At 66.9% G+C, this 18716-nt stretch carries 26 protein-coding genes; 22 read left to right on the top strand and 4 right to left on the bottom strand.

The window, feature by feature from the left end; genetic code table 11:
* Positions 1-5: 5 nt before the first annotated feature.
* The gene (locus tag K7711_RS02450; RefSeq protein ID WP_222964437.1) at positions 6-719 is read right to left on the bottom strand and encodes a DUF6980 family protein; all 714 of its coding nucleotides are present in this window, start codon (positions 717-719) and stop codon (positions 6-8) included.
* A gap of 28 nt (positions 720-747) precedes the next feature.
* Between K7711_RS02450 and K7711_RS02445 the strand changes: the two genes are divergently transcribed.
* Positions 748-1095 (top strand): hypothetical protein, encoded by a 348-nt coding sequence (locus K7711_RS02445; RefSeq protein WP_222964435.1) that lies wholly within the window; start codon positions 748-750, stop codon positions 1093-1095.
* 401 nt (positions 1096-1496) lie between these two features.
* Here the strand turns inward: K7711_RS02445 and K7711_RS02440 are convergent, their stop codons facing one another.
* The 3 genes from K7711_RS02440 to K7711_RS02430 form a co-directional block, all read right to left on the bottom strand.
* Positions 1497-1793, bottom strand: a complete 297-nt coding sequence (locus K7711_RS02440) for a WXG100 family type VII secretion target (RefSeq protein WP_222964433.1) — start codon at positions 1791-1793, stop codon at positions 1497-1499.
* A complete protein-coding gene (locus K7711_RS02435) occupies positions 1793-2083 on the bottom strand; it encodes a WXG100 family type VII secretion target (protein ID WP_235746523.1) in 291 nt (96 codons plus the stop codon). The genes K7711_RS02440 and K7711_RS02435 overlap by 1 nt, the downstream gene beginning before the upstream one ends.
* Positions 2084-2183: 100 nt before the next feature.
* Positions 2184-2660, bottom strand: a complete 477-nt coding sequence (locus tag K7711_RS02430) for a hotdog fold domain-containing protein (protein ID WP_222964431.1) — start codon at positions 2658-2660, stop codon at positions 2184-2186.
* A gap of 177 nt (positions 2661-2837) precedes the next feature.
* On the opposite strand from K7711_RS02430, the gene K7711_RS02425 reads away from it, so the two are divergent.
* The 21 genes from K7711_RS02425 to K7711_RS02325 all read left to right on the top strand — a co-directional run bounded on the left by K7711_RS02425 (position 2838) and on the right by K7711_RS02325 (position 18687).
* Positions 2838-4526, top strand: coding sequence for a DUF8832 domain-containing protein (locus tag K7711_RS02425; protein WP_235746522.1), 1689 nt, complete (start codon positions 2838-2840; stop codon positions 4524-4526).
* On the top strand, positions 4523-4969 hold the full coding sequence (locus K7711_RS02420; protein WP_222964430.1) for a FixH family protein: 447 nt from the start codon (positions 4523-4525) through the stop codon (positions 4967-4969). The genes K7711_RS02425 and K7711_RS02420 overlap by 4 nt, the downstream gene beginning before the upstream one ends.
* 94 nt (positions 4970-5063) lie before the next feature.
* A complete protein-coding gene (locus K7711_RS02415) occupies positions 5064-6221 on the top strand; it encodes a hypothetical protein (RefSeq protein WP_222964428.1) in 1158 nt (385 codons plus the stop codon).
* Positions 6221-6772: a hypothetical protein gene (locus K7711_RS02410; RefSeq protein WP_235746521.1), complete on the top strand. Its 552-nt coding sequence runs from the start codon at positions 6221-6223 to the stop codon at positions 6770-6772. Before K7711_RS02415 ends, K7711_RS02410 begins: the two co-directional genes overlap by 1 nt.
* A gap of 444 nt (positions 6773-7216) precedes the next feature.
* Positions 7217-7522: a 30S ribosomal protein S10 gene (gene rpsJ / locus K7711_RS02405; RefSeq protein WP_003938093.1), complete on the top strand. Its 306-nt coding sequence runs from the start codon at positions 7217-7219 to the stop codon at positions 7520-7522.
* A 14-nt stretch (positions 7523-7536) separates the two neighbouring features.
* On the top strand, positions 7537-8202 hold the full coding sequence (gene rplC, locus K7711_RS02400; RefSeq protein ID WP_222964426.1) for a 50S ribosomal protein L3: 666 nt from the start codon (positions 7537-7539) through the stop codon (positions 8200-8202).
* Positions 8199-8870, top strand: a complete 672-nt coding sequence (gene rplD, locus K7711_RS02395; protein ID WP_040818432.1) for a 50S ribosomal protein L4 — start codon at positions 8199-8201, stop codon at positions 8868-8870. The genes rplC and rplD overlap by 4 nt, the downstream gene beginning before the upstream one ends.
* Positions 8867-9172 (top strand): 50S ribosomal protein L23, encoded by a 306-nt coding sequence (gene rplW / locus K7711_RS02390; protein ID WP_040818433.1) that lies wholly within the window; start codon positions 8867-8869, stop codon positions 9170-9172. Before rplD ends, rplW begins: the two co-directional genes overlap by 4 nt.
* Before the next feature lie 33 nt (positions 9173-9205).
* On the top strand, positions 9206-10036 hold the full coding sequence (gene rplB / locus K7711_RS02385) for a 50S ribosomal protein L2 (RefSeq protein WP_067666856.1): 831 nt from the start codon (positions 9206-9208) through the stop codon (positions 10034-10036).
* Between the two features lie 14 nt (positions 10037-10050).
* Positions 10051-10332: a 30S ribosomal protein S19 gene (gene rpsS, locus K7711_RS02380; RefSeq protein WP_025347177.1), complete on the top strand. Its 282-nt coding sequence runs from the start codon at positions 10051-10053 to the stop codon at positions 10330-10332.
* Positions 10329-10727, top strand: coding sequence for a 50S ribosomal protein L22 (gene rplV / locus K7711_RS02375; RefSeq protein WP_040818437.1), 399 nt, complete (start codon positions 10329-10331; stop codon positions 10725-10727). Before rpsS ends, rplV begins: the two co-directional genes overlap by 4 nt.
* Positions 10728-11531 carry a 30S ribosomal protein S3 gene (rpsC, locus tag K7711_RS02370; protein WP_040818440.1) on the top strand — a complete coding sequence of 268 codons (804 nt, stop codon included), beginning with the start codon at positions 10728-10730 and terminating at the stop codon, positions 11529-11531. It begins immediately after the preceding gene.
* A gap of 3 nt (positions 11532-11534) precedes the next feature.
* On the top strand, positions 11535-11951 hold the full coding sequence (gene rplP / locus K7711_RS02365) for a 50S ribosomal protein L16 (RefSeq protein WP_040818442.1): 417 nt from the start codon (positions 11535-11537) through the stop codon (positions 11949-11951).
* A complete protein-coding gene (gene rpmC, locus K7711_RS02360) occupies positions 11948-12187 on the top strand; it encodes a 50S ribosomal protein L29 (RefSeq protein WP_040818715.1) in 240 nt (79 codons plus the stop codon). The genes rplP and rpmC overlap by 4 nt, the downstream gene beginning before the upstream one ends.
* Positions 12184-12480: a 30S ribosomal protein S17 gene (gene rpsQ, locus K7711_RS02355; RefSeq protein ID WP_040818444.1), complete on the top strand. Its 297-nt coding sequence runs from the start codon at positions 12184-12186 to the stop codon at positions 12478-12480. Before rpmC ends, rpsQ begins: the two co-directional genes overlap by 4 nt.
* A 296-nt stretch (positions 12481-12776) precedes the next feature.
* Positions 12777-13805, top strand: a complete 1029-nt coding sequence (locus K7711_RS02350; RefSeq protein WP_222964424.1) for a sensor histidine kinase — start codon at positions 12777-12779, stop codon at positions 13803-13805.
* Positions 13802-14575, top strand: a complete 774-nt coding sequence (locus K7711_RS02345) for a LytR/AlgR family response regulator transcription factor (protein ID WP_222964422.1) — start codon at positions 13802-13804, stop codon at positions 14573-14575. Before K7711_RS02350 ends, K7711_RS02345 begins: the two co-directional genes overlap by 4 nt.
* A 23-nt stretch (positions 14576-14598) precedes the next feature.
* A complete protein-coding gene (locus tag K7711_RS02340) occupies positions 14599-14934 on the top strand; it encodes a hypothetical protein (protein ID WP_222964420.1) in 336 nt (111 codons plus the stop codon).
* A complete protein-coding gene (locus tag K7711_RS02335; RefSeq protein WP_222964419.1) occupies positions 14931-16574 on the top strand; it encodes a sodium/solute symporter in 1644 nt (547 codons plus the stop codon). Before K7711_RS02340 ends, K7711_RS02335 begins: the two co-directional genes overlap by 4 nt.
* A 158-nt stretch (positions 16575-16732) precedes the next feature.
* Complete coding sequence (locus tag K7711_RS47280) at positions 16733-17068, top strand: DUF485 domain-containing protein (protein WP_308014415.1); 336 nt, start codon at positions 16733-16735, stop codon at positions 17066-17068.
* The gene (locus K7711_RS02325; protein ID WP_222964415.1) at positions 17068-18687 is read left to right on the top strand and encodes a monocarboxylic acid transporter; all 1620 of its coding nucleotides are present in this window, start codon (positions 17068-17070) and stop codon (positions 18685-18687) included. Before K7711_RS47280 ends, K7711_RS02325 begins: the two co-directional genes overlap by 1 nt.
* The last annotated feature ends 29 nt before the right edge of the window (positions 18688-18716 follow it).

Raw genomic sequence — 18716 nt, 5'->3', positions numbered from 1 at the left:
TGACCTCACTGTGGTGAAGTCTCGAACCACCATGCATCCGATTGCATGTTCTGAGGGATACGTGCATCCTCGGGGCCGTCCAGGTCCATGTCGAAAATACGATCGAACCATTCGTCGCGCAGACTCGTAGGTAGTAGCGCGCCACACCAAGGGCAATGCTTTATTACGATCCGGCTTTCCTGCTCAGGTATGCTGATGTAATATTCACGAAACTTCGGGTCGTATCCGATTGGTATCGAGTCATCGCCGAGCCACGCGTCCATTCCCTCGCAAGAATGCCGTCGAAGTTCTGGTGACATTTCTACCCCACTGTGATCGTTCGACCTGGAACTGCGGGCTTGTATATCTGTAGTATTCGCGTGACTTTCCGTTCTTTCCATTCGTTTTGTCCGCCCGCGATATGGCTTGAAATTCTTCCATACCTCGGACTCGCCGGGCCCTTGAGGGTTCTGTTTGCGGTCCTTCTCATCCTCGGTGCTGTCACCGGATGCCATCGCGACGACCAAAGCTTGGATGGCGAGGATCTGGGCGTCGGCCTTGGTGAATTGGCCTATGCCGCTGAATATTTCGGCGCCGTCGGCGAGGAGGGCGGGGAGGGTACTGGCGGCTATGTCGCTGGTGATTGCGGCTGCGGCGGTGGAGATTTCGGCTTCGGTCGCGGCAATGGCGGCGTCGACCTCGACTCCGGTGGCGGCTGCGCCTGCGCCGTCGGTGGCCACGACCGTGAGGCACCAGAGCAGTCCCGCGGTGACGACGGTGGCGCCGATGGCGATGAGAGCGCGGGTGCGATCGGATCGGATGCTGTCGCGCAGGGTCGAGAGTTGGTCGTGGTGGTTGGCGACCGCGGTGGTGATGGCGGTGGATGCCTGGGCGAGGTTGCCGGCGGCGGTGGAGAGGTTGGTGAGGTATTCCTGGATGCGAGGGCAGGTGGGGGTCGACGGTGCCCTGGTCGGTGAAGGTGTCGATGAGTTGTTTGATGGTGCCTTGCGCGCTGGTCACCGCGTTGTGCTTGGCGAAGTTGTCCCACGTGCTGTGGACGGCGGCCAGTTTGCCGAGGTCGCCGTTGGGGACGGGGTGGGTGATCTTGGCGAGTAGGCCGTGCAGCGGGCCCTCGTCCAGCCCGGGTGCGGTATTCGCCGATTTGGCCGAGGGTGGGGTCGCTAGGTTGGGTTTGACGAGGAGTTCGGTGGCTACGGTCGGCTTGTCGGCGTTGTAGTTCCCGATGTCCCAGTTGTATCCGGTGGCGTTGAGAATGTCGCCGAAGTGGTTGAGTGCGTTGACATATGCGATGTATGCCTGGTGGAAGTCCTGTGCCTGGGCGTCGTAGGGGGAGGTCCAGGACTCGACGCCCTGGTAATTTCCGGCCATGCCGCCGTTGTCGTGCAGGTTGTTGTGCAGGGCGATGAACGGCAGGATTGCCTGGTCGGCGAGCAGGATGAGCTTCTTGGCGGCGTTGTAATAGGTGTCCGGGTCGACCTTCAGTGTGGTCACGAGGTTCAGCCGTTGAGCATCGTGCCGTTGGTATCGACAGCCCGGGTGTAGTGGCCGTGTGCTTCGCGGGCGGCGGTGGTCGCGTCGGTGACGTCCTGAGCGAATTCTTGTGCCCCGGTGAGCCATTGGGTGTGGGCCTCGGCGTATGCCTGCGCGGCGACGCCTTCCCAGGCGCCGTTCTGGAGAGTTTTGACGCGGCGGTCGATCTCGTCGAAGGTTTCGGTGAGGTATCCGGCCAGTCCGCTGAGGCGGGCGACGACCTGATCCAGATGTTCGAGATCGACGCCGAAAATACCGCTCATCAGGGAAGATCCAGACTAGAGATGGCGGTGGAGGTTCGGGTGTCCTGGGCGTGGAAGTTCGTTGCGGTGACACCGAGCTTCTCGGCCATCGCGGTCAGCGCATCGATGATCTTGCCGCCGCCGTCCTGGCACTCGTCCCAGCCCTGACCGAATGTTGTTGCCGCAGTGCCGGTCCACGTTCCCGACGCCAGTGCGTCGACTTCGCGGTTCACCGCGCTCAACGCGGACCGCAAATTCTCTGCGGCACCGTAGACGTAACGTCCGATGGCGGCGACATCCTCGCCGAACAACCGAAACCGATTGCCCCGCAGTGGATGAGTTCCCCTGCTCTCCCATAACCGACGATGCTATCGGCAACGACGAACCGACCCAGCACCGAATTCGCGCCGATTACTTCGGGGTGATCCAGGTGGTGATGTCCGCGTGGACGACCTCGACGCCGTGTTTGTCGTAGATCGAGACGGGGACGGTGAGGTCGCGGCCTTCGGTGATCGCGGTGAAGTCGGGGATCTCGGGGAGTTTCGCGACGGCGCGGAGGCCGGATTCGGCCTTGGCGAGGTACTGGACGTTCATGGCCTTGGGGATCCAGCGGTGGGTGGTGGGGACGGTGGCCTCGCTGAGCATGCCCATGGCTACTTCGGCGAGGTTGCAGGCGGCGATCGCGTGGAAGGTGCCCAGGTGGTTGTGGATGCCGAACCATTTGGGGGCGGTGACTTCGCAGACACCTGGTTCGAGACGCACGACGTTCGGCACGACGGTGCCGAAGTACGGCACGCGGGCGATCATGCCCAGAGAGAACAGCGCATGCCCGATGCGGTTGTCGGGAAGCTTCTTCCAGCCGCGGAAGGTGGCGGTCTCGTTCGTCATACCCATATCTTACTCGAAAGTAAGTTAGCGGGCGGGCGGGGCGGCGAACACGACGCGCGGCTGAATGGGCCGGGGAATACTCGTGGATTTCTCGTGAGGCATCACCCGTGTGGGGGAGGCGGGATCAGCTTGCGAGGTGATGGAATCGGGGGTCGGCGTTTCTACGATGGGCGTGTGATGGCTGTTGGGCGGAAGGTTCGGCGTCGTCTGGTCGTGCTGGTGGGGGTACTTCTGCTGGTGGGGCTGGTCGATTTCGCGCCTGCGGTTGCTGATGCGCCTTCGGCGGGCGGGGATGTGTCCGTTGCGCAGACGTTGGGGGATCGGGAATTGACCGTTGTGCTGCGGCGGGTGACGTCGGTGCCGGGGCCCTTGCAGGTGGAGGTGGTTACGCATGCGGGGACCGCGGGAGGAAAACTGACGCTGGCCGTGACGCCCACCGGGGCCTCGTCGTCGGCGTCGTCGCCCGCACCGGGTGCGCCGACCGATCGGGGGGCGGTGGAATTGGGTGCCGCGCCGGGGATGTACTCGACGACGTTGCGAGTGGATCGGGCGGGGCCCTGGGAGTTGGCCGTGGGGGACGGGCAGCAGACTGCGCGGATTCCGTTCGTCGTGGCGAAACAGCTGACTACGCCGCCGGAACGTTTCGTCTACGGTGGATTCCTGGCCGCCGGTGTGCTGCTTCCGGTTTCGATTCTGGTGGCGGTGCGGGCTCGGCGCAGCGCGTGGGCGTTGCTGCCTGCCGGGGGGATGGTGGCGGGTCTGGCTGTGGCGATCACCGCCGCGGTGCTGTCCGCCTCGTTGCCGCTGCCGCCGCAGCCCGGCGTGCAGCTCGACCCCGACGTGGACACTGTGAGCAACCCGTATGCCCTTGGGCAGCCGCTGATTTCGGACTTCTCCCGGCCGCCGGTGATGCTCGGTCTGGGCGGTGCGCCGTTGACCGCGGGGCAGCCCGGCGATCTGGACCTGAACCTGACCGATGCGGCCACCGGCGCAGCCGTCGACGATCTGATCATCGAGGACAGCGCGCTGATCCACCTGCTGGTGATCGGCCCGAGCGGGCAACTCTGGCATCTGCATCCGATCCGAATCGTGCCCGGCCACTTCCGGATTCATCTCACCCCGCCCGAGGCCGGGCGCTACGCGCTGTCCGGCGAACTTGCGCGGCGCGGCGGAGGTGTGCAAATGGTCCGCGCCGCAAGCGGTTTCACCGTCGCGCCGGGGCCGACCGGCAATACGTCCCCGGCGCACACCGCGAATCCGGTCCACCTGGGTGATGGTGCGACGGCCGCGTCGACCGCTGTCGAGGGCACCCCGATCGCCGTGACCACCACGGCCGCGACCGCCGGTGCGCCCATCACCCTCACCGCAACTGTCGGCAACGCGTCCGACCTGCAACCCTGGCTCGGCATGGTCGGGCACATGATCGTCGCCGGCCCGCTGCCCGATTCGGACGCCGACATCGGCACCGCGGTGCAGAACGCCCAGGTCTGGGGTCACGCACACTCCATGGGCGGTATGTCGATGTCGGGAACGAACGGTGCCACGAGCGCTCCGCCGATGCCGAATATGCCTGGGATGGACCATGACTCGACCGGTTCGTCGATGCCGGGTATGAGCGATGGCTCGGTGACCAGTGCTCCGAGTCCGGGCATGAACACCACGAATCCCGGCGGCTCGATGCTGATGCTCCCGGTGAACGGTGACAGCGCACCCGACGAAACCGTGGCCGCCTACGGCCCGGCGGTCCCGTTCACGTACACCTTCCCGGCCCCTGGCCACTATCGCGTGTGGATCCAGGTCGAACGGAACTACACCGTGCTCACCATCCCGGTCGTTCTCGATGTGGCAGCGGGGGTGGCGCGATGACTACCGCAGAGCCGGTCACCCACGGTTCGCGTGCCCGGACACTACGAGTGGGCGGGGTACTCGCACTCGTGATCGCGCTGGTTGCGCTGATCGGATGGCTGCTGTGGCCGAGTCCGCCGGGGCATCTCGTAATGCACAGCGGCACAGCGGATCACATCGTCACTGTGACATTGGGCAGCTCGCGGATGGGTGATACCGGGATCGATATCGAGCTCACCGATCGGGCGGGACGGTCGGTGGACGGCGCCGTGGTCCGGGTGCAGGCGGTGGAACCTCGGATGGGGTATTCGGATGCGCCCGTCACCGCGTCGGCGAGTGGTGCGGGTCGCTATCGCGCACCGGACGTGTCGTTCATGATGACCGGGCCGTGGGAGCTGCGGCTGTCCATCGTCGTCGGCGGCGCGACCGACCAACTGTCCGTACCGCTGTGGATCAGCGGATGAGAAACAGCGGTGCGGCAGCACCGGAAGGGAGGATCACGATGGGTGAGCACAGGCGGCGACCGGCCGGATCGCCGGAGCAGACGGGGGAGACGCGGTGAGTACTTCGATACCGTTCGACGCGGCGCGCGGCGGCGAGGGATCGGTGCGCACCCGCCCGATCGCCGTGGCCGACGCCACCGGGACGGCGGCACGGGCCGGGGCCTGGGTCGTGCTGCTCGGCGTCATCGTCACCACGGTCGGGACGAGCTGGGATATCCAGTGGCACAACGACGTCGGGCCGGACACCTTCTTCACCCTGCCGCATCTGTTCCTCTACTCCGGCAGCGCGATCTCCGGATTCGCCAGTCTCGCCCTGGTCGTGCTGACGACCTCGGCGCAGCGGGCGGGACGCGAGACGCCACGCGCGGGCGGCACTCCGATCCGGGTCTTCGGCGGGACGCTCACCGCACCGATCGGCTATATGGTCTCCGGCGCGGGCGCGGCACTGTTCCTGCTCTACGGCCTGTTCGACCTGGAATGGCATTCGATCTACGGATTCGACGCGGTGCTCAACACCCCCTCGCACGTGGCGCTGTTCCTGTCGATCTCGACGACCATGATCGGCAGCATCATCGTGTTCTCCGCGCATCGCGACGAGCTGTGGGGCCGGATCGGGCTGGTGTTCGCGATCGTGCTGCTGATCTCCTACGCCCCGATCCCCGCCGACGGGCTGAACAATCTGCGGCTGCCGGTCGACGCGATGGTCGCCGCCACCGTGCTGTTCGCGCCGATGCTGCTCATCATGGGCGCGGTCGTGCTCGGGCGGGCTGGATCCGCGCTGGCCATCGGGGTGGCGATGAGTGTGACGCAGGGGCTGCTGTGGTGGTTCTCGCCGTGGGCCGCGCACGTGTACGCCTCGGCCGTGGGCCTGCCCCTGCGCGACGGGCTGCTGCCGCTGCCGCCCTCGTTCCCGAGCATCATGCCGATGTTCCTGATCGTGGCCGCGGTCGCCGTGGAGGGGATGTTCGCGCTGGCCAGGGCCCGGAATCTGGATCCGCACCGCACGCTGCTGGCGACCGGTGTGGTCGCGGGGGTCATCCTCGGCGTCGGCCTGCCGCTGCAGACGATCCTGACCGATCCGATCGCGCACATCGGTGCGTCGATGTTCACCATCATCGCGGTTCTGGGGATCCCCTTCGGACTCGCCGCTGGATTCCTCAGCGGACGTTTCGCCGCCATGCTGCGCACCCTGGCACCGCGGGAGAACCTGTGATGCCACGTATCTCCGCGCGCCGTCTGGCGGCACTACTGCTGGCGGTGGCCACTCTCGGGCTGCTCACGGCCGGTCCGGCCGCGGCCTATCAGCCGGTGAACATCGTGCACACCGAACGAGTCCAGGTCGGGCCGTACGGTGTCACCGTCGGCTTCACCACCTGGCCGATCCGGGCCATGCAGTCGCTGGACTTCACCTTCCTGCCCGACGGCGGCATCGCCGACAAATCCGGAACCCTGAAGATCAACGGCCCGGATCGCCGGGCGACGCGCCGGGTGGAACCGTTGGTGCGGCATCCGCGCAAACGCGATTCCTGGGGTCTGGACGTCAAATCGCTCAACGCGGCCGGCGACTACGGTTTCACCTTCGTCATCGACGGCCCGCAGGGGCGCGGCGAGGGCGCGCTGGCGGGCGTGCAGGTCCTCGATCAACCCGGCCCGCCGCTGCCGCTGAGCTGGACCTTGGGCCTGCTGCCACTGGCCGGGCTGGTGATATTCCTCGTGGTGGTATGGCGCAGGCTGCGTCCGGGTAAGCTGCCGTTGAGCATTTGAGCAGGGGCTCGCGCCGCCGACGGGGGTCGTGGTTCTCACAGGACCCCGATTTGAAGTCGGCGGCCGGGCTCGTGCATACTTGTCGGGTTGCCTGCACCGGGTGGCGTGTGTCCGTGGTGAAAACCGCTGATACCAAGCCCGATCGGTGGAGGCGGGCAGTACCCATTCAGTATCGGTGTCGAGTCCGGCGCGGATACGTCCGGGACAGCGTTCTACCGGCCCCATGGAGATTCATCCGGGGCCGAAGAATGAGCGGAAAGGCGACACGCCCGACCGCGTGTACCGGAAGAACCATGACAGATGAACAGCGGCGATGGATCGGTCGAGACCGGTCGGGGCAAGTACGGATGCGTCTGCTGTCTTCGTAGGTTCGGGCATGCAAATGAGGGTGCTTCGGGAGGTGACTCCCGGATCACGACGAAAGCGGAGAAAAGGACACTCAGCGTGGCGGGACAGAAGATCCGCATCAGGCTCAAGGCCTACGACCATGAGGCGATCGACGCATCTGCGCGCAAGATCGTCGAGACGGTGACCCGCACCGGTGCCCGCGTCGTCGGGCCGGTGCCGTTGCCGACCGAGAAGAACGTGTACTGCGTCATCCGTTCGCCGCACAAGTACAAGGACTCGCGCGAGCACTTCGAGATGCGTACGCACAAGCGGCTGATCGACATCCTCGACCCGACGCCGAAGACGGTGGACGCGCTCATGCGCATCGACCTGCCGGCCAGCGTCGACGTCAACATTCAGTGACGGGGACTTCGAATATGACTGACAACAAGAGCCGTCCGGCCGCGGGCATCCTGGGCACCAAGCTCGGCATGACCCAGGTCTTCGACGAGAAGAACCGCGTCGTTCCCGTGACCGTCGTCAAGGCGGGCCCGAACGTCGTCACCCAGATCCGCACCGTGGAGCGCGACGGCTACTCCGCCGTTCAGCTCGCCTTCGGCGCCATCGACCCGCGCAAGGTGAACAAGCCGGAGTCCGGCCAGTTCACCAAGGCCGGTGTCACCCCGCGCCGCCACGTCGCCGAGATCCGCGTGGCCGACGCCTCGACCTTCGAGGTGGGCCAGGAACTCAATGCCGAGGTGTTCGAAGAGGGCGCCTACGTCGACGTGACCGGCACCAGCAAGGGCAAGGGCTTCGCCGGCACCATGAAGCGCCACGGCTTCCGCGGCCAGGGCGCCTCGCACGGTGCGCAGGCCGTGCACCGTCGCCCGGGTTCGATCGGTGGTTGCTCCACTCCCGGTCGTGTGTTCAAGGGCATGCGCATGTCGGGCCGGATGGGTAGCGACCGCGTCACCACGCAGAACCTCTCGGTCCACAAGGTGGACGCCGAGAACGGCCTGCTGCTGATCAAGGGTGCGATCCCGGGCCGCAAGGGCGGCGTCGTGATCGTCAAGAGTGCAGTGAAGGGTGGTGCGCGGGCATGAGCACCGAGACCAAGACCAACCTGACGCTTCCGGTCAAAGAGCCGGGCGGCAAGACCAACGGCACAGTCGAGCTCCCCGCGGAGATCTTCGACGTCACCGCGAACATCGCGCTGATGCACCAGGTCGTCGTGGCCCAGCAGGCCGCGGCTCGCCAGGGCACCCACGCGACCAAGACCCGCGGCAACGTCCGCGGCGGTGGCAAGAAGCCGTACCGGCAGAAGGGCACCGGCCGCGCCCGTCAGGGTTCGACCCGCGCGCCGCAGTTCACCGGTGGTGGCACCGTGCATGGCCCGCAGCCGCGCGACTACTCGCAGCGTCTGCCCAAGAAGATGAAGGCCGCCGCACTGCGTGGCGCCCTCTCGGACCGGGCGCGTAGCGAGCGGATCCACGTGATCACCGAACTCGTTGCGGGACAGACCCCTTCGACCAAGACCGCCAAGAACTTCCTGGCCGAGCTGTCGGAGCGCAAGAACATCCTGGTCGTCGTCGGCCGCGAGGATGCCACCGCGTGGAAGAGCGTGGCGAACCTGCAGGGCGTGCACCCGATCGCTCCCGACCAGCTGAACACCTACGACGTCCTCAAGAGCGACGACGTGATCTTCTCGGTCGAGGCGCTCAACGCCTTCGTGCACGGCCCCGCCGAAGCTGCACAGGAGGAGAGCAAGTGACCACCATCGCCGACCCCCGCGACATCCTGCTCGCGCCGGTGATCTCCGAGAAGTCCTACGGACTGATCGAGGAAGGCACCTACACCTTCCTGGTGCACCCGGACTCGAACAAGACGCAGATCAAGATCGCCGTCGAGAAGGTTTTCGGCGTCACGGTGACCAGCGTCAACACCGCCAACCGTCAGGGCAAGCGCAAGCGGACCCGCTTCGGTTACGGCCAGCGCAAGAGCACCAAGCGCGCGCTCGTGACCATCTCGGCCGACAGCAAGCCCATCGAGATCTTCGGAGGCTCTGTCGCGTAAGCGGCGGAGAATCCAGAAAGTAGAGAAGAACTCATGGCAATCCGTAAATACAAGCCGACGACGCCGGGCCGTCGTGGCGCGAGCGTCTCGGACTTCGCCGAGATCACTCGCTCCACCCCGGAGAAGTCGCTGCTGCGTCCGCTGAGCAAGTCCGGTGGTCGTAACGCGCACGGCCGGATCACCACTCGGCACCGCGGCGGCGGCCACAAGCGCGCCTACCGTCTGATCGACTTCCGTCGGCTGGACAAGGACGGCGTGCCGGCCAAGGTCGCGCACATCGAGTACGACCCGAACCGCACCGCCAACATCGCGCTGCTGCACTACGCGGACGGCGAGAAGCGCTACATCATCGCTCCCAAGGGCGTGACGCAGGGCACTCGCATCGAGTCCGGCACCGGTGCGGACATCAAGCCCGGCAACAACCTGCCGCTGCGCTCGATCCCGACCGGTACCACCGTGCACGCGGTGGAGCTGCGTCCCGGCGGCGGCGCCAAGCTGGCCCGTTCGGCCGGTATGAGCATCCAGCTGCTGGGTAAGGAAGGTGCCTACGCCGTCCTGCGTATGCCCTCGGGTGAGATCCGCCGCGTCGATGTGCGCTGCCGCGCCACCATCGGCGAGGTCGGCAACGCCGAGCAGTCGAACATCAACTGGGGCAAGGCCGGCCGCATGCGCTGGAAAGGCAAGCGCCCCACGGTCCGAGGCGTCGTGATGAACCCCGTCGACCACCCGCACGGTGGTGGTGAGGGCAAGACCTCCGGTGGTCGCCACCCGGTCTCGCCCTGGGGTCAGCCGGAAGGCCGTACTCGTAAACCCAACCGTCCGAGCGACAAGCTCATCGTCCGCCGTCGCGGCAAGAAGCGCTAAGAGGAGGTTAAGACATGCCACGCAGCCTGAAGAAGGGCCCGTTCGTCGACGAACACCTCCTCAAGAAGGTGGACGTCCAGAACGAGAAGAACACCAAACAGGTCATCAAGACCTGGTCGCGGCGTTCGACCATCATCCCCGATTTCATCGGCCACACGTTCTCGGTCCACGACGGCCGCAAGCACGTGCCGGTGTTCGTGTCGGAGAACATGGTCGGGCACAAGCTCGGTGAATTCGCACCGACCCGCACGTTCCGGAGCCACGTCAAGGAAGATCGGAAGAGCAAGCGGCGATGAGCACTGAAACTCAGAACCCGACCGCACGCGCGACCGCCAAGCACGTCCGCGTGACGCCGATGAAGGCGCGCCGGGTCGTGGACATGGTCCGTGGCCAGCGGGTCGAGGACGCGCTGAACATCCTGAAGTTCGCGCCGCAGGCCGCGAGCGAGCCGGTCGCCAAGGTCGTGGCCTCGGCCGCGGCCAACGCCGAGAACAACCTGGGCCTGAACCCGGCGACGCTGGTCATCTCGACCGCGTTCGTCGACGAGGGCGCGACCATGAAGCGCTTCCAGCCGCGGGCCCAGGGCCGTGCGTTCCGGATTCGTAAGCGCACCAGCCACATCACCATCGAGGTCGAGAGCGTCGCCAGCGCCGCCCCGGCTCGCAGCCGCCGGAAGGGAGGGGCTAAGTAAATGGGACAGAAGATCAACCCCCATGGCTTCCGCCTCGGTATCACCACCGACTGGAAGTCGCGTTGGTACGCGGACAAGCAGTACGCGGACTACGTGAAGGAAGACGTCGCGATCCGCAAGCTGCTCGCTACGGGCATGGAGCGGGCCGGCATCTCGAAGGTCGAGATCGAGCGCACTCGTGATCGCGTCCGGGTGGACATCCACACCGCGCGTCCGGGCATCGTGATCGGCCGTCGTGGAGCCGAGGCCGACCGCATTCGCGCCGAGCTGGAGAAGCTCACCAAGAAGCAGGTTCAGCTGAACATCCTCGAGGTCAAGAACCCCGAGTCCGATGCCCAGCTGGTTGCTCAGGGTGTTGCCGAGCAGCTGTCGAACCGTGTGGCGTTCCGTCGCGCGATGCGCAAGGCCATCCAGTCGGCCATGCGTTCGCCGAACGTCAAGGGCATCCGCGTGCAGTGCTCGGGCCGCCTCGGCGGCGCGGAAATGTCGCGCTCGGAGTTCTACCGCGAGGGTCGCGTTCCGCTGCACACGCTGCGTGCGGACGTCGACTACGGCCTGTACGAGGCTCGGACCACCTTCGGCCGCATCGGTGTGAAGGTCTGGATCTACAAGGGCGACATCGTCGGTGGCAAGCGTGAGGTCACGGCCAGCGCTGCTCCGTCGGGTGAGCGTCGCGAGCGTCGGGAGCGGCCGAACCGTCCGCGTCGGTCCGGTTCGTCCGGTACCACCGCGACCAGCACCGAGGCCGGGCGCGCCGCCACCGCTGTGGCGGAGACTCCGGCGCAGACACCTCAGGAGGGCTGACCCATGCTGATGCCTCGCAAGGTCAAGCACCGCAAGCAGCACCACCCGGGCCGCTCCGGCATGGCCAAGGGCGGCACCGCGGTGACGTTCGGCGAGTACGGCATCCAGGCTCTGGAGCCCGCTTACGTCACCAACCGGCAGATCGAGTCGGCGCGTATCGCGATGACCCGCCACATCAAGCGTGGCGGCAAGATCTGGATCAACATCTACCCGGATCGCCCGCTCACCAAGAAGCCCGCCGAGACCCGCATGGGTTCCGGTAAGGGTTCGCCCGAGTGGTGGATCGCGAACGTCAAGCCCGGCCGGGTGATGTTCGAGATGAGTTACCCGAACGAGGAGACCGCTCGTGAGGCCCTGCGCCGCGCGATGCACAAGCTCCCGATGAAGTGCAGGATCGTGACGAGGGAGGAGCAGTTCTGATGAGCGGAACACCGGCCGCAGAGCTGCGGGACAAGGATCAGGACGAGCTCGTCGCCGCACTGCGTGAGGCGAAGGAAGAGCTGTTCAACCTGCGCTTCCAGATGGCGACGGGTCAGATGACGAACAACCGTCGGCTGCGTGTGGTCCGCCACGAGATCGCGCGCATCTATACGGTCATGCGCGAGCGTGAGCTCGGTCTGGCCACCGGTCCCAAGACTGAGGGAGACGCCGCATGAGCGACACCAAGGGCCCGGCCAAGACGCCGGCCAAGGAGACGGAGCGTGGCAGCCGCAAGGTTCGCGTCGGCTACGTCGTCTCGGACAAGATGAACAAGACGATCGTCGTCGAGCTGGAAGACCGTAACCGGCACCCGCTCTACGGCAAGATCATTCGCACCACCTCCAAGGTGAAGGCGCACGACGAGAACGAGACCGCCGGTGTCGGCGACCGCGTTCAGCTGATGGAGACCCGTCCGCTGTCGGCCACCAAGCGCTGGCGTCTGGTCGAGGTCCTGGAGCGCGCCAAGTAAGGCACGCTTCTCGGCTCGAAGTCCGAATACGAAGGCCCGCTTCCCGTCCCGGGAAGCGGGCCTTCGTCTTTTCCGCGCCGTGTCCGGGTGGGCGGTATCCGGTGCTCCGCGGCGTCGGCCGGATCGCGTTACAGTGGATTCCAAAAGACCGGGGCCGCTTCCTGTTTGGGAGTGACCTCGGTGATCGCAACAGGTGATGACCGGGACGCTTCTGGCTGGATGAACCGAGGGTGCGGTGGTGTGGCGCCCTCGAACAACTGCAGACGATGAGGGGGTCTGTCACAGTGCAGATGTGGATGCGGCCGCGAAGTGAACGCGCGGATCCGATCGCGACGCTGGGGCATGTGCGTCGCCTCGCCGCCAATCTGGCCGAGGGCCTGTCCGGTCCCGGCGCCGCGGCCGCCGCGCAGCGGCTGCGGCGGATACTCGGGGTGCGATCGGTCGGGTTGTCCGATCCGAACGCGAATCTCACCTGGTCCGGAGACTCCGATGACGCCGCCGCCGCGGTGTTGCACCGGGCGCTGCGCACCGAACGGAACGTGACCGAAGGACCTCTCACCGCCGCGCCGCTGACCCTCGACGGTGCGGTCGCGGGCGCGCTGCTGGTGGACGGTCCGATTCCGGGTAGGGCGCTCAAAGAGGTCGTCCTGCTGGTCGAGTACCTGCTCGAGCACGGCAGGTTGCAGGAGAGCGCCGAGCGGGCCGCCCGATCCGAACTGCGGGCGCTGCGGGCGGAGATCTCACCGCATTTCGTCTACAACGCGCTGACGGTCATCGCCTCGCTGATGCGTTCGGATCCGGAACGATCGCGCGAGCTGATCCTCGATTTCGCCGACTACGCGCGCTACAGCCTGGCACGGCACGGCGAATACACCACGGTCGCCGACGAATTCCAAGCCATCGAAACGTATCTCGTGCTGCAGCGCGCGGTGATCGGCGATCGACTGCGCGTGCAGATCCGGGTGACCCCCGACGTGCTCGCGGTCCCGTTGCCGTATCTGGTGCTGCAACCGTTGGTGGAGAACGCGATTCGGCACGGGATCGAGACTCGGGAGCGGGGTGGCGCGATCCACGTGCACGGTGAGGCGCGCGGCGGGGACTGCCTGATCACCGTCGAGGACGACGGCGTCGGGATGGACCCGGCACATGCGGCCGCCATCCTGGCCGGCCGATCCACCGGGTCGGTCGGGCTGTCCAACGTGGATCGTCGGCTGCGCACCAGCTACGGGGCGTGGTACGGCTTGGTCGTGGAGACCGAGCGGGACGCCGGGACCCGGGTTCTGGTGCGAGTTCCGCTGTCGCAGCCGGGCGTGGTGGCCTCATGAGGACGACCTCGCGGCGTCTGCGCGTGCTCGCGGTCGACGACCTGCCCTCCGCGCTCGACGATCTGTGCCGTCTGCTGCGCGAATCTCCGATGATCGAAAACGTCACGGCCGCAGGCGATCCGCTGACAGCGCTCAAGTTGATCCAGAACGAGCGGTACGACGCGGTGCTGCTGGACATCTCCATGCCCGGACTCGACGGGCTGGAACTGGCCAACCTGCTGGCCAAACTCGGCGACCCGCCCGCGATCGTCTTCGTCACCGCGCACGACCGGCACGCGGTCGCCGCGTTCGGCATCGGCGCCGCCGACTATCTGCTCAAACCCGTTCGCGCGGAACGTCTTTCCGCCACCCTGGCGCGGGTGCTCAAATTCCTGCCCGAGGAACCGGATGCGACGCGCGGCGCCGCGATCGCCGATGTGCTGGCCGCGCTCCCGGTGGACAGCGGTGGTCGCACCGTCTATGTGCGGCGCAGTGAGGTGCATTTCGTCGAGGCGCAGGGCGATTACGTCAAACTGCACACCGCGGGCGGGGTGCACCTGTACCGGATGCCGATTTCCCGGCTCGAAGAGTATTGGGAGGCAGCCGGTTTCCTGCGAACCCATCGCGGATACCTGGTCGCTCTCGGCGCGATCCGGGAACTGCGCACCGATTCGAGCGGGCTGTTCGCGCATACCGCGCTCGGTGACGTCCCGGTCAGCCGCCGGATGGCGCGCGAACTGCGGGAGCGGCTGCTGGACGTGGCGCGCTCGAGCGAAACGGGACCGCGTTGAGCGCCGTCCGCAGGGTAACCGTGATGAGCCCGCAGACCAGACGCGCCCATGCCCGCCCGCGCCGCCACAGCCGTCGTCAGGTGCGATTTCCGGAGGACATCGATACCTCGAAGGCGTTGCGCAACTACCGATCTCAGCGTCGCCGCGCGATCGTCACCGTCCTCGTGTTGACGGCGATCCTGGTCGGGTTGCCGGTCGTCCTGGATCTGTGGCCCCGGCTGGATCGGTTGCGGCTGGTCGATATCCCGCTGTCCTGGCTGGCCCTGGCGGTGCTGCCCTACCCGCTGCTGGTGGTGGTGGGTGTGTGGCATCTGCGCCGGGCCGAGGCGATCGAATCGCCGCGCGAGGACAGCGGGTGATCGGCCTGCTCGCTGTCGGGCTGGTGATGGCGGTGACCCTGTTCATCGGCCTGCGCGGCGTCGCGGCGATGCGCACGACCTCGGACTTCCTGGTCGCGTCGCGGCGTGCGACGCCACTGCTGAATTCGGCCGCTCTGTCGGGTGAATACCTCTCGGCCGCATCATTTCTCGGCGCGGCCGGGCTGGTGGTGAAGTACGGCGTCGGCGCGCTGTGGTACCTGGTCGGATTCGCGGCCGGGTACATCATGATGCTGGCACTGGTGGCTGCGCCGATCCGGCGTTCGGGTGCGCTGACGGTCCCGGATTTCGTGGAGGCGCGGCTGGCCTCGCCGCCGCTGCGGCGGCTGGCCGCGGCCGCGGTGCTGGTGATCAGCCTGCTGTATCTGGTGCCGCAGTTCCACACCTCCGGCTTGGTGCTGAGCATGGTCAGCGGCACGCCGTACTGGGTCGGTGTGGTGCTGGCCGCAGTGGCGGTGAGCCTGACGCTCGTGCTCGGCGGTATGCGCGCGGCGACCTATGTGCAGGCCTTCCAGTTCGTGGCGAAAGTCGTACTGTTCGCGGTGCCCGCGATCTGGTTGCTGGTCGGCGTGGGGTCCGTGGCGCGCAGCGAGGCGATGCATCCGGTCGCGTTCCACCACTTCGGACATGCGACCACCGTGGTCTTCCGGCAGAACGTGATCGTCGAGATCAGCGAGCCCGTGCACGCGCCGGGCCTGATGCTGGAGCCCGGCCCGCACCGGTTCCACGCCGGGCAGCGCGTGGTCTTTCCGGCCGGAGCCGCGGCCCCGCGGATCGACGGGCTCAGCGCGCCCGGCGCCGCGGGCTGGCAGCGGCCGCTGTTCGATATCGGGAACTACGGCCACCCCCTGCTGAGCACCCTGTCGGTGCTGCTGGCCACGGCGTTGGGCACCATGGGGCTGCCGCACGTGATCATGCGGTTCCACACCAGCCCCGATGGCAGGGCCGCGCGACGGGCTGCCGCGCTCACCGTCCCTCTGGTCGGGATGTTCTACCTGTTCCCCGGCATCTACGGGGTGCTCGGCGGCGCGCTGGTACCGCAGCTGTATCTGTCCGGCGACACCGATACGGTCGTCGTCGCGCTGCCGAGCCAGGTACATCTGGGCTGGCAGGGCATCGTGCTGACCGGGATGCTCACCGCGGGCGCATTCGCCGCGATCCTGACCAGTTCGCTGGGGCTGCTGCTGGCCGTGTCCGGCGCGATCTCGCACGACCTCACCACCGGAAGCCTCGGACGGCTGCGCGTGACCGTCCTGCTCTCGGCATTCGTCGTGCTGCTGCTGTCCCTGCCGTTCGGCAAACTCGATGCCGGAATCCTGGTCACCTGGGCGTTCACCGTTGCGGCGTCGACGTTTTCGCCGCTGCTGATCCTGGGGATCTGGTGGTCGCGGCTCACCGCGGCCGGAGCGATCGCCGGAGTTCTGGTCGGCCTGCTCATCTCCTCGGGCGCGATCACGCTGACCGCGTTCGGTCCGCCGCTCTCGGGCTGGTTCGGTGTGCTGGCGACACAGCCTGCGCCACTGTCGGTTCCGCTCGCGTTCGCGACGATGATCGGGGTTTCGCTGCGCGGCCGCGCGCCAGAATGGTCCAGGACCGCGATGCTGCGGCTGCATCTGGACTAGGGGGAGGGTCCGGCCGGCCGGACCGTTCGTCGCCTTCGGGTGACCGTTCGTCGACCGTTCGCCGCACCGGCCGACTGCTCGGCGACGATCGAATCCTGTTGCGCTGCCCCGGATCTAGCATTGCTCGTACCACTCCTGCACAGGTCGAGGAGTTTCGAGTGACGACCATCGATCGAGATCCGGCCGACAATGCCGACGTACTCGGCGCGCACACCAGCCCGGAGTTCATCCGGCTGCGACATCGGTTGCGCGCCTTCGCCTTTCCGGTCACCGGGCTGGGACTGGCCTGGTATCTGCTGTACGTGGTCCTGGGTGACTACGCGCACGGGTTCATGTCGATCAGGGTGATCGGCGCCGTCAACATCGGATTGCTGTTCGGGCTGGCCCAATTCGTCAGTACGTTCGCCATCACCGGTGTGTACCTCCGGTACGCCGCATGCCGGCTGGATCCGCTCGCCGATCGGATTCGCGCGGACCTCGAGGCGGGTGCGTGATGGCCGCGCACGCGCTGCAGGACAGCAATCCGGCACTGAACATCGGCATCTTCGGCCTGTTCGTGGCAGTCACGCTGGTGGTGGTCGTGCGGGCCAGCCGCAGATCACGCACGGCCTCGGACTACTACGCGGGCGGGCGGGCGTTCACCGGGCCGCAGAACGGGATCGCGATCGCCGGGGACTACCTGTCCGCGGCGACCTTCCTCGGCGTCACCGGATCGATCGCCGTGTACGGCTACGACGGCTTCCTCTACTCGGTCGGATTCCTCGTCGGGTGGCTGGTGGCCTTGCTGCTGGTCGCCGAACTGCTCAGGAACACAGGCACTTTCACGATGGGTGACGTGCTCGCCTTCCGAATGCGGAAACGTCCGATCCGGGCGGCCGCGGCGGTCTCGACGATCATGGTGAGCCTGTTCTACCTGCTGGCCCAGATGGCCGGCGCGGGCATCCTGGTCTCGTTGCTGCTGGGGATATCCGGGGCGGCCGGGCAGAGCGTGGTCATCGCCGTGGTCGGCGTCGTGATGATCGTCTACGTGCTGGTCGGCGGGATGAAGGGCACCACCTGGGTGCAGATCATCAAGGCGGTGCTGCTGATCGTGGCCGCCGGGGTGATGGCGCTGTGGGTGCTGGGCCGGCACGGCTTCGATCCGTCGGAGTTGTTGCGGGCCGCGGTGCGTCGCGCCGGGCCGACGGGCGAGCGACTGCTGCGGCCGGGGGCCGAGTACGGCGTCAGCGCCACGTCTCAACTCGATTTCCTGTCGCTGGGCGTGGCGCTCGTGGTGGGCACCGCCGGGTTGCCGCACGTGCTGATGCGCTTCTACACCGTCCCGAACGCCCGCGAGGCGCGGCGGTCGGCGGTGTGGGCGATCGGGCTGATCGGGCTGTGCTATCTGTTCATCCTGGTGATCGGTTACGGCGCTGCGGCACTGGTGGATCCGGCCGCGATCGCCGCCGCGCCGGGCAAGCAGAACGCCGCGGCGCCGTTGCTCGCGCAGACCCTCGGCGGGCCGGTGCTGCTCGCGATCGTGGCCGCGATCGCGTTCGCGACGATCCTGGCCGTGGTGGCCGGGTTGACGATCACCGCATCGGTGTCCTTCGCACACGACATCTACGGCAACCTGATTCGCAAGGAACCGACCGACAGTGCCACCGAGGTACGCGTGGCGCGGCTGGCCTCGGTGGTGATCGGGGTGATCGCGATCGTCGGCGGAATCCTGGCGAAGAATCAGAATGTCGCGTTCCTGGTCGCGCTGGCGTTCGCGGTCGCGGCGTCGGCGAATCTGCCTACGATTCTGTATTCGCTGTACTGGAAGCGGTTCAATACCCTTGGCGCGCTGTGCAGTATCTATGGCGGGCTGGTCGTCACCGTCGTGTTGATCGTCTGCTCGCCCGCGGTGTCCGGAAGCAGGGGGGCGATGTTCCCGCACGCCGATTTCGACTGGTTCCCGCTGCAGAATCCGGGGCTGGTGTCGATTCCCGTGTCGTTCCTGCTCGGCTGGGCGGGAACCATGCTGTCGGCCGAGCGCGCCGACGGCAAATTCGCGGAAATGGAAGTGCGCGCGCTGACCGGTGCGGGCGCAGAAAAGGTTTCGGCGCCTCGTGCGCCGAGGGTCCGATAGTCGTCGAGCGAATCGAGGTACGTTTCAGG

Origin of the sequence: Nocardia coffeae (genome assembly GCF_019890715.1) — a bacterium.
Classification (GTDB): Bacteria; Actinomycetota; Actinomycetes; order Mycobacteriales; family Mycobacteriaceae; genus Nocardia; species Nocardia jiangxiensis.
Note: the sequence above shows the minus strand (reverse complement) of the source record. Positions and strands in the feature narration are given on the sequence as shown.